This is a genomic window from Streptomyces boluensis (assembly GCF_009908195.1).
In the GTDB taxonomy this organism is placed as follows: Bacteria; Actinomycetota; Actinomycetes; order Streptomycetales; family Streptomycetaceae; genus Streptomyces; species Streptomyces boluensis.
The window spans coordinates 1-9,711 of sequence record NZ_JAAAHS010000299.1; the positions used below are offsets into that span (position 1 = coordinate 1).

Genomic DNA, 9,711 nt, shown 5'->3' on the forward strand with positions numbered 1-9,711 from the left:
CCCCCTCCACACCCTGCCCCGGCATGACACCCCCCGTGCCTATGGTCCTCGCCCGGCGTTTTCGAGGCTATCGCAGCGCGATGACAGGACGACGGCCCGAAGCCCCCGCTCTGCTCAGAGCCGAGCACCCGGCCGGCCGGCTCGACTTCGTGGGTGACCCGCAATACCTGGCGGAGATCGACTCCAGCGGCGAGGAAAGCGGCACGCGCCGCCGGTCAAACGGAAAGGAACAGCCCCTCACGCGTCACTGCAGGTGAGAGGCTATGTGCGCCCCCGGCAGGACTCGAACCTGCGGCCAAGCGCTTAGAAGGCGCCTGCTCTATCCACTGAGCTACGGGGGCCGGATGGCGGCCGGTGGCCTGGAGCCCGGATGTGGGGGAGATCCGTGACCTTGCCGATGACAAGGATAGGGCTCCAGGGTCCTTGTCCCGGTTGCTTCGCCTCCGCGCCGCGATGTGGAGGTTCGGTGAAGCGGTCCCGATAATCGCAGGCAGGTACGAATTCTGCAGCGCTTTTCGCGTCTCGCGCCTCGGGTGTTGTGCACTCGTTATGCCTGTGTCCACAGACGTCCCGTCTGTCTCAAGTGTCCGATCGGCGCGCAGAGGGCTCATATCCTTCAGAAAGCCGCCAAAATTGGGCATTCTTCGCATGTGGTGACCTTGGACGTACGGCCTCAGCTGCTCGATGCACTCTCCGCCCTGCGCGACCGTGTCGCCTCCGCACGCTTTCCACTCCCACTGGCGGGCGCGCCACGCGCGCGTGCCAACCGGGACGAGCTGCTCAGGCAGCTCGACGACTATCTGGTGCCCCGTCTGCGGCAGCCCGAGGCGCCGCTGCTCGCCGTCATCGGCGGCTCGACGGGGGCCGGCAAGTCGACGCTGGTCAACTCCCTTGTGGGGCGGCAGGTCAGCGAGGCGGGGGTACTGCGGCCGACGACACGTACACCGGTATTGGTGTGCAACCCGGAGGACCACCACTGGTTCGCGGGACTGCGCGTGCTGCCCGAGCTCACCCGCGAATGGACGCCAGGACAGGACGAGCCGCGCGGGCGCCGCGACAAGGAACCGCAGCCGGGCGCCGAGCCGGGTGAGCGGGTGCTGCGCGTCGAGACGGCGGCCACCATGCCGTTGGGGCTCGCCCTGCTCGACGCACCCGACATCGACTCCTTGATCGCCGGGAACCGGGAACTCGCCGCCGAGTTGATGTGCGCCGCCGACGTCTGGGTCATGGTGACGACCGCCTCGCGGTACGCCGACGCCGTGCCCTGGCACCTGCTGCGCACCGCCAAGGAGTACGACGCCACCCTGGTGTCCGTCCTCGACCGGGTGCCGCACCAGGTCCTGGCCGAGGTGTCGAAGCAGTACGGCGCGCTGCTCACCAAGGCCGGGCTCGGTGAGGTGCCCCGGTTCACGATCCCCGAACTGCCCGAGTCCGCGGGCGGCGGCGGGCTGTTGCCGGCCACCGCCGTGGCGCCGCTGCGGGCCTGGCTCACGCACCGTGCCCAGGACCCGGCCGCCCGCGCCGACGCCATGAGCCGCACCGCGTCGGGGCTGCTCGCCTCGCTGGACTCGCGGATGCCCGAACTCGCGGGTGCGGTCTCCGCCCAGTACGCGGCCTCGCTGCGCCTCACCGCCGCCGTCGACGAGGCGTACGACGCCGAACACGCGCGCGTGCGGGGCCGTTTGCAGGCCGGCGGGGTCCTCGCCGGCACCGCCCTCAGCCGCTGGCGCAGCTACCCCCTGGACTGCAGCGCCGGGGAACTCCTCGACGCGATCGTGGAGAGCCTCGCCGCGCTGCTGCTGTGCTCCGTATCGGCGGCCGGGCAGCGCATCGACGAGCGGTGGCACCGCGAGCCCGCGGCCGCCGCCGGAGAGCTCGCCGAGCGCGAAGCGGAGAGCGAGAGCGCCGAGCACCGGATCGGCCTGGAGGCGCGCCGCTGGCGCCGCGTCCTCGAGGAGTACGCGGAGGAACAGGTGCGCGGCCTGGAGAACCCGCCCGACGCAGAAGCGGTCACCGCGCTCCTCGCCACGGCCCTGCTCGGCGGCCGCAGGGCCCGCTCCGCCGGGGAGGCGCTGGCCGAGCGGATCGGCGCGCACGCCGCGCTCAGGCTGCGCGACCGCGGTGGGCGCCTGCTCACCTCGTGCGTCGAGAAGGTGCTGCGCACCGAACGCGACCGCAGGGTCGCCCCGCTCGACGCCCTCGAAATCCAACCGGAATCGCAGGCCGAACTCATCGCCGCGCTGTCCGTACTGAAGAAGGAGAGGTGACCGCGGTGACTGCTGTCACTGACCGCACCAGCGGCCAGGAACCCGTAGAACCGGCCGCGAAGGACACCGCAGGGGCGGACGCCCCGGCGTCGGGCTCCAGCACGGAAGCGGAACGCGGCACCCTGGCGAAGAACGGCACCCGAGAAGCGCCGGACCGGCGCCACGCGCGCGTGCGCAACGGCAGCGCCGCCGGGGACGCGACCGCCGAAGGCGACGCGGAACGTGGCTGGGACGACGGCCTGATCGCCCGCCGCGTGGGCGACGCGACCGAAGGCGCGGACGGTACGGGCGCGCCCGCGCGCGTGGAGGCCTTCGACCAGGAGGCGGACGGCGACGGCGATCCGCACAGCGCCGCGCACCAGCCTGAGCTGCTCACCAGGCTCGACGCCCTGCGGGAACTGGTCGGCCTGTCCCGTACCCGGCTCGACGGCCGAACCCTCGCGGAGGCGGGCCGCGTCCTCGACCAGGCCGCCGCCCGGCGCGGGCTCTCCGACCGGCACACCGTGGTCGCCATCGCGGGCGCCACCGGCAGCGGAAAGTCGACGCTGTTCAACGCCCTTGCCGGAGTGGCCATTTCCGACACAGGAGTGCGCCGCCCGACCACCGCCGCCCCCATCGCGTGCAGTTGGACCGACGGCGCCGCCGGACTGCTCGACCGCCTGACCATCCCGGGCCGGCTGCGCCGCAGGCCCCTCCAGCACACCTCCCAGGGGCCCGATCTGGAGGGCCTGGTCCTGGTCGACCTGCCGGACCACGACTCGGCGGCCGTCGAGCACCGCGAGCACGTGGACCGCATCCTCACCCTGGTGGACGCCGTGATCTGGGTCGTCGACCCGGAGAAGTACGCCGACGCAGTCCTGCACGAGCGCTATCTGCGCCCGATGGCAAGCCACGCCGAGGTCAGCTTCGTGATCCTCAACCAGACCGACCGGCTCCCCGGGGACGCCGCCGACCAGGTCCTCGACGACCTGCGCCGGCTCCTCGACGAGGACGGCATCGCGCTCGGCGAGCACGGTGAACCGGGCGCCACCGTGCTCGCGCTCTCCGCGCTCACCGGCGACGGCGTCGGTGAACTGCGGGAGGTGCTCGGCCAGTTCGTCACCGAGCGCGGCGCCGCGGCCCGCCGTATCTCCGCCGACCTGGACGCCGCCGCGGCCCGGCTGCGCCCCGTCTACGCGGCCGGGCGGCGCGTGGGGCTCAGCGAGCGGGCCCGCGAGGAGTTCTCCGACCGGCTCGCCGACGCGGTCGGCGCCGCGGCCGCCGGGCAGGCGGCCGAGCGCGCCTGGCGCCGGAACGCGGGCAAGGCCTGCGGCACCCCGTGGCTGCGCCTGTGGCGCTGGTACGAGGCGCAGCGCGCCCCCGGCCTGCGCGCGAGGCCGGCCACCAGCGCACCCGCCGACGAGGAGGCCACCGCCCGCCAGCGCGTCGAACAGGCGGTACGCACCGTCGGTGACGAAGCGGCGGCCGGGCTTCCGGCGCCCTGGGCGCACTCCGTCAAGGACGCCGCGGCACGCGGTGCGCACGGCTTGCCGGAGGCGCTCGACGACCTGGCGATGACGGCCGCGTCCCCTGCCAGGCGCCCGCCGCGGCCCGGCTGGTGGCCGCTCGCGGTGCTCGCCCAGGCTTCGATGACGCTCCTTCAGATCGTCGGCGGGCTCTGGCTGTTGGGGCAGGTCATCGGCGTCCTCACGCCCAACCTCGGCTCGCCCGTACTGCTCATGATCGCCGGCATCGTGGGCGGCCCCGGCGTCGAGTGGGCCTGCCGGATGGCGGCGCGCGGGCCCGCCCGGCGGTACGGCGTCGAGGCCGAGCGGAAACTCCGCGAGGCCGCCGCCGCGTGCGGCCGGGCCCAGGTGCTCGACCCGGTCGCGGCCGAGCTGCTGCGCTACCGGGAGGTGCGCGAGCAGTACGTGAAGGTCACCGGGTCCGCCGGGGCCGGTCCTTCGGTCGCGATGGGGTCCCTGGGGACCATGGGGACGCTGGGCTCGGCGCGGTCCGCCGGCTCTGGGGCATCGGGGTCATCGGGGGCGTCGGGAAAGCGGACGGCCACGGTCGGGTGACGGAGTTGTCCACAACCGGCGAGTAGTCCACAGGCCGGAGCGGGCTCGTCTCGCGGGTCGCATTCTGGAGATCGCGGCAGATCGCCGATCGGTCTCTGCGACACCGTGCGGGACGGGCCCGTTCGTGTGTGCGGGCCGGCGGCCGGGCCCTCGCGGTCCGGCTCAGGGAGGGGGACGAGATGAACGAGACGATGGTGACGGTCGTGGGGAACGTCGCGACGAAGCCGGTCTTCCGGGAGACATCGAACGGCCCGGTGGTGCGCTTCCGCCTCGCCGCGACCGCCCGGTTCTTCGACCGCGGGACGCAGGACTGGAAGGACGGGCACACCAACTTCTTCACGGTGTGGGCCTGGCGCTCCCTCGCGGCGAACGTGGCGTCGTCGGTGTCGGTCGGTGAACCCCTGTTGGTACGCGGCCGGTTGAAGGTGCGGAGCGAGGAGCGCGGCGGCCAGTCGTGGACATCGGCGGACATCGAGGCGTCCGCGCTCGGCCACGACCTGTCACGGGGTACGTCGGCGTTCCGCCGCACGAACCGCAGCGAGACGTACGCCGGCCCGGCGACGGCGGCGGGGACATCCGCGGGCACGGGTGCGGGGGCCGCGACGGCGGCCACTCCGTCCCAACAGCCGGACGACGAGCCGCAGTTCGAGCTGCCACCGCCCCGGCCCGAGCGCGAGCCCGAACCGGCCGCGTAGCGCGCCACGATGGGGTATTTGTCGATAACGGCAGGTCACAAGTCGTTGCCTGCGATAACGATTCCGAGTCGGAACAGTTATCTGATGGCATGACAGGGATTCGAGGTGCGGCGGGCTTCATAGGATGCCGGGCGTAACTCACGGGGCAGTTGATGCTGCTGGCGGGACCACACCCCCCATGACCCCCCATGCGAACGGGTCCCGCCCGGAGGGGAATTCAGTGTTTTCTTCGTTCTCAGTACGTCGGCGTGGTGTCGCTCGCCTCGCCGTCGCGGCCCTCGTGTCCGGCCTGGTCGCGGCCGGCGCGACCGTGGGCGCGAGCCCGGCCGTCGCCGACGAGGTCCCGCAGCACCAGGGAGGTGCGACCGCGACCCTGGGCGGACTGAAGACGTACGGCCAGGCAGTCATCCGCGAGGACGGCGAGCAGCAGCGGATCTCCGCGGGTCTCTTCGAGATGGCCGTGGACGACGGCGGCACGCTGCAGACGTACTGCATAGACGTCCACAACCCGACCCAGAAGGACGCGAAGTACCAGGAGACCCCCTGGAGCGCGACCTCGCTGAACAACAACGCGCAGGCGGGCAAGATCCGTTGGATCCTGCAGAACTCCTACCCGCAGGTCAACGACCTCGCGGCACTGGCCAAGAAGGCCGGTGCCCGGGGGCTGACCGAGCAGGCCGCGGCGTCCGGTACCCAGGTCGCGATCTGGCGGTACTCGGACGGCGCCGACGTGGAGGCGCTCGACCCGCAGGCCGAGAAGCTCGCGGACTACCTCCAGAAGAACGCCCGCGACCTCCCCGAGCCCAAGGCGTCCCTGTCCCTGGACCCGCCCGCGGTCTCGGGCAGGTCGGGTGAGCGCATCGGTCCCGTCACCGTACGGACCAACGCGCAGAGCGTCACCGTCGCCCCGCCCGCGGACGCCGCGGTGAGCGGCGTGAAGATCGTCGGCAAGGACGGCAAGCCCCGCACCTCCGCGGCCAACGGGCACCAGCTGTACTTCGACGTCCCCGAGGACGCCCCCGCCGGTACCGCGGCGCTGACCCTCCAGGCGTCGACCACGGTGCCCGTGGGCCGGGCCTTCGCCTCTGAGACCAAGAGCCAGACCCAGATCCTGGCCGGGTCCAGCGAGTCGACCGTGTCGGCCACGGCCACCGCGCACTGGGCGGAGCAGGGGGCGATACCCGCCCTGTCCGCGCAGCGGAACTGCGCCAAGGGCGGCGTGGACATCACGGCGGCCAACAAGGGCGACCAGCCGTTCACCTTCCAGCTGATGGGCGTCAAGCACACCATCGCGGCCGGGGCGTCACAGACGGTCACGATCCCCCTCCAGGAGGACCAGGCCTACGACTTCACGATCACCGGGCCGAACGGCTTCGAGAAGCGGTTCAAGGGCGTCCTCGACTGCCGTACCGCGGGCGGCGCCGACGACGGCAGCGCCTCGCCCTCGTCCCAGCCGAGCCCCGCGTCGGCGGGCGGTACCGGCGCGGGCAACGGCCCGGACCTCGCCGAGACCGGCAGCTCCAACGCCACCCCGATCATCGCGGGCATAGCCATCGCCCTGGTCGTCGTCGGCGGCGGCGCGGTGTTCCTGCTCCGCAAGAAGAAGGACGAGGCGGGCGAGTAGCACCCCGATCGACGCCCCGATCGACCCACCCGAGCCCCTCGGCCCCGCCGCTCACGCACGCGGGGCCGAGGCGCATCAGGGGGTCGGGGTGACCGGTGGCGACGATCGGTAACAGATCAGCTGTGACGGTGGCGCGACAACCGCCAGGTCAGGGGCCATCCCCCATATGGGTTTCCTACCAGCGGTAGCCGTCAGGCAAGATGGGGTGTATCTGCCCACTTCCAGTTCTGCCGGACGGTTTCTCTTGGCTGAGTACATCTACACGATGCGCAAGACGCGCAAGGCGCACGGCGACAAGGTGATCCTTGACGACGTCACGCTGAGCTTTCTCCCCGGCGCGAAGATCGGTGTGGTCGGACCGAACGGCGCCGGTAAGTCGACGGTGCTGAAGATCATGGCCGGTCTTGAGCAGCCGTCGAACGGTGACGCGTTCCTCTCGCCCGGCTACAGCGTCGGCATCCTGCTCCAGGAGCCCCCGCTGAACGAGGAGAAGACGGTCCTGGAGAACGTCCAGGACGGCGTCGCCGAGGTCAAGGGCAAGCTCGACCGGTTCAACGAGATCGCTGAGCAGATGGCGACCGACTACACCGACGAGCTGATGGAGGAGATGGGCAAGCTCCAGGAGGAGCTCGACCACTCCAACGCCTGGGACCTGGACGCCCAGCTCGAGCAGGCCATGGACGCCCTGGGCTGCCCGCCCGGCGACTGGCCGGTCACCAACCTCTCCGGTGGTGAGAAGCGCCGCGTCGCCCTCTGCAAGCTGCTGCTCGAGGCGCCCGACCTGCTGCTCCTCGACGAGCCCACCAACCACCTGGACGCCGAGTCCGTGCAGTGGCTGGAGGCGCACCTCGCCAAGTACGCCGGCACCGTCGTAGCCATCACCCACGACCGGTACTTCCTGGACAACGTCGCGGGCTGGATCCTGGAGCTCGACCGCGGCCGCGCCATCGGCTACGAGGGCAACTACTCCACGTACCTGGAGACCAAGCAGACCCGTCTCAAGGTCGAGGGCCAGAAGGACGCCAAGCGCGCCAAGCGGCTCAAGGAAGAACTCGACTGGGTGCGGTCCAACGCCAAGGGGCGGCAGGCCAAGTCCAAGGCCCGCCTGGCGCGTTACGAGGAGATGGCCGCCGAGGCGGACAAGATGCGGAAGCTGGACTTCGAGGAGATCCAGATTCCGCCGGGCCCGCGGCTCGGCAGCGTCGTGGTCGAGGTCAACAACCTCTCCAAGGGCTTCGGCGACAAGATGCTCATCGATGACCTCAGCTTCACGCTGCCGCGCAACGGCATCGTGGGCGTCATCGGTCCGAACGGCGCGGGCAAGACCACGCTGTTCAAGATGATCCAGGGCTTCGAGAACCCCGACTCCGGCGAGATCAAGGTCGGCGAGACCGTCAAGATCTCCTACGTCGACCAGTCGCGCGGGAACATCGACCCGAAGAAGACGCTGTGGGCCGTCGTCTCGGACGAGCTGGACTACATCAACGTCGGCCATGTCGAGATGCCGTCGCGGGCGTACGTCTCCGCGTTCGGCTTCAAGGGCCCGGACCAGCAGAAGCCCGCGGGCGTGCTCTCCGGCGGTGAGCGCAACCGCCTGAACCTCGCGCTCACCCTCAAGCAGGGCGGCAACCTGCTGCTCCTCGACGAACCGACGAACGACCTGGATGTCGAGACCCTGTCCTCCCTGGAGAACGCGCTGCTCGAGTTCCCGGGTGCCGCCGTGGTCGTCTCCCACGACCGCTGGTTCCTGGACCGAGTGGCCACGCACATCCTGGCGTACGAGGGCGACTCCAAGTGGTTCTGGTTCGAGGGCAACTTCGAGTCGTACGAGAAGAACAAGATCGAGCGGCTCGGTCCGGACGCGGCGCGTCCGCACCGTGCCACGTACAAGAAGCTCACGCGAGGCTGAGGTCGATCCTGTGACCAGGCACATCTACTCCTGCCCGCTGCGCTGGTCGGACATGGACGCCTTCGGGCATGTCAACAACGCGGTCTTCGTGCGGTACTTGGAAGAAGCGCGCATCGACTTCATGTTCCGGCTCGCGCCGGGCGACGGCTCGCCCTCGTTCTCCGGCGGTTCCGTCGTGGCCCGCCACGAGATCGACTACGTACGGCCCCTGGTGCACCGGCACGAGCCGGTGACCATCGAGCTGTGGGTGACGAAGATAGGCGCGGCCTCGCTCACCATCGCGTACGAGGTCAAGGACCCGGATCAGGTGTATGTCCGGGCGTCGACGGTGGTCGTGCCGTTCAACCTGGAGGCGCAGGTGCCGCGCCGGATCTCCGCCGAGGAGAAGTCGTTCCTCCTGGAGTACCTGGACGACGACACTTCGGGGGCGCTTGCCGCATGACGGCCGCGCCGCTGCACTTCGCCGACGCCGGGGAGGCGGCCGATCTGGCCGCCTTCCTGGCCCGGCTGATCCACTACGACAAGGCCGCGGCGGTACGGCTGCAGGCCGGTGGCGGCGCGCTCGCCGTGTTCGGGCGGCCGCCGTCGTTCGAGGTGCTCGCCATCCGCGCGGCACGGCTCAGCGGTCCTCACGACCTCGATGTCACCGTCTCCGCCGGTGAACTCCTCGAAGGGATCGACGAGTCGGCGGGTACGGCAGCCGTGCCGGAGCCCGTCACCGGTCCGCCGTGGGCCGGGGTGCTGCCCCCGCGCGGCGGCTGGCAGCAGGTCCCCGGACTGCCCGGACTCGACGCGGTGCGCCGCGCGGTGGGTGTCGCGGTCGGTGAATTCCGGGCGCGTACCGAGGAGTTGGACCCGGAGAAGCGCACGCGGGGCGAGCTGGACCGGATCGGCCGCGAGATCTGGTCGCGACCCGTCGGCGACACCGAACTGCCGGTGCGGGCCGCGCACGCGGCGCAGGCCCTCGGCTTCCTGCGCCCCGCGACCGGCCCTGAGGGCGAGCCCGCGCTGTTCTCCTCGGGCGCGTGGCTCAGGCTGCGCACGCCGTACGGCTCGATCGCCGTGCGCAGGGCGGGAGCCGGGGCGCTCAGCGTGACGCCCGCCTAGCTTCTCGGCACGGGAACAGATACGGCGAGGGGCCGCTCCGTACGCGTAC

Annotated in this window: 7 protein-coding genes and 1 tRNA gene; 7 read left to right on the plus strand and 1 reads right to left on the minus strand. The window is 71.4% G+C overall.

Annotated elements, in window-relative coordinates; all coding sequences use genetic code 11:
- Window positions 1-268 precede the first annotated feature (268 nt).
- A tRNA-Arg gene (locus GUY60_RS28285) sits at window positions 269-341 on the minus strand.
- Window positions 342-650: 309 nt separating this feature from the next.
- Between GUY60_RS28285 and GUY60_RS39790 the strand changes: the two genes are divergently transcribed.
- From GUY60_RS39790 to GUY60_RS28320, 7 genes are all read left to right on the plus strand, one after another.
- The gene (locus tag GUY60_RS39790; RefSeq protein ID WP_161702838.1) at window positions 651-2,267 is read left to right on the plus strand and encodes a dynamin family protein; all 1,617 of its coding nucleotides are present in this window, start codon (window positions 651-653) and stop codon (window positions 2,265-2,267) included.
- Window positions 2,264-4,327 (plus strand): GTPase, encoded by a 2,064-nt coding sequence (locus GUY60_RS28295; protein WP_187370149.1) that lies wholly within the window; start codon window positions 2,264-2,266, stop codon window positions 4,325-4,327. Before GUY60_RS39790 ends, GUY60_RS28295 begins: the two co-directional genes overlap by 4 nt.
- A 179-nt stretch (window positions 4,328-4,506) precedes the next feature.
- Window positions 4,507-5,022 (plus strand): single-stranded DNA-binding protein, encoded by a 516-nt coding sequence (locus tag GUY60_RS28300; RefSeq protein ID WP_161702840.1) that lies wholly within the window; start codon window positions 4,507-4,509, stop codon window positions 5,020-5,022.
- Window positions 5,023-5,200: 178 nt separating this feature from the next.
- A complete protein-coding gene (locus GUY60_RS28305; RefSeq protein ID WP_161702842.1) occupies window positions 5,201-6,646 on the plus strand; it encodes a Cys-Gln thioester bond-forming surface protein in 1,446 nt (481 codons plus the stop codon).
- A gap of 244 nt (window positions 6,647-6,890) precedes the next feature.
- Window positions 6,891-8,555, plus strand: coding sequence for an energy-dependent translational throttle protein EttA (gene ettA, locus GUY60_RS28310; RefSeq protein WP_161702844.1), 1,665 nt, complete (start codon window positions 6,891-6,893; stop codon window positions 8,553-8,555).
- Window positions 8,556-8,565: 10 nt separating this feature from the next.
- A complete protein-coding gene (locus tag GUY60_RS28315) occupies window positions 8,566-8,997 on the plus strand; it encodes an acyl-CoA thioesterase (protein ID WP_161702846.1) in 432 nt (143 codons plus the stop codon).
- Entirely contained in the window at window positions 8,994-9,662 is a 669-nt protein-coding gene (locus tag GUY60_RS28320; RefSeq protein WP_161702848.1) for a DUF8010 domain-containing protein, read from the plus strand. Before GUY60_RS28315 ends, GUY60_RS28320 begins: the two co-directional genes overlap by 4 nt.
- The last annotated feature ends 49 nt before the right edge of the window (window positions 9,663-9,711 follow it).

Bases quoted from the DNA above. Each gene is read 5' to 3' on its own strand.
- GUY60_RS28300 (WP_161702840.1), top strand. From the start codon at position 4,507: ATGAACGAGACGATGGTGACGGTCGTGGGGAACGTCGCGACGAAGCCG.
- GUY60_RS28320 (WP_161702848.1), top strand. From the start codon at position 8,994: ATGACGGCCGCGCCGCTGCACTTCGCCGACGCCGGGGAGGCGGCCGAT.
- GUY60_RS28305 (WP_161702842.1), top strand. From the start codon at position 5,201: ATGACCCCCCATGCGAACGGGTCCCGCCCGGAGGGGAATTCAGTGTTT.